This is a genomic window from Zestomonas carbonaria (genome assembly GCF_904061905.1).
In the GTDB taxonomy this organism is placed as follows: Bacteria; Pseudomonadota; Gammaproteobacteria; order Pseudomonadales; family Pseudomonadaceae; genus Aquipseudomonas; species Aquipseudomonas carbonaria.
On record NZ_CAJFCI010000110.1, the window covers coordinates 1 to 355 of the forward strand.

General features: G+C 70.4%; 1 protein-coding gene. It reads right to left on the minus strand.

All coding sequences use genetic code 11. The features are described 5' to 3' along the window. Nucleotides 1–355, minus strand: a 355-nt coding sequence (locus PSEWESI4_RS24895) for a pyruvate kinase (protein WP_235979013.1), incomplete at both ends; no start/stop codon positions are given.

Consider the following 355-nt stretch of genomic DNA (forward strand, 5'->3'; position numbering starts at 1 on the left):
TTGGCCATCAGGAAGGCCTTGTCGCCGATCAGCTCGCGGGCCTCGACGATGTCCTCGGGGCGCTGCACGAAGGACAGCGCCACCCAGTCGACGCCCAGCGCCAGGCCGAAGGCCAGGTCGCGGCGGTCCTTCTCGGTGAGCGGCGAGAGTTGCAGCACCGCTTCCGGCACGTTGACGCCCTTGCGGTCGGACAACTCGCCGCCGGCGATCACCACGGTGTCGATGGCCTCGGCGTGCCGGGCGGTCACTTCGAGGTGCAGGCGGCCGTCGTCGAGCAGCAGGCTCATGCCCGGTTGCAGGGCTTCGATGATCTCCGGGTGTGGCAGGTTCACCCGGCGCTCGTCGCCCGGGGTGG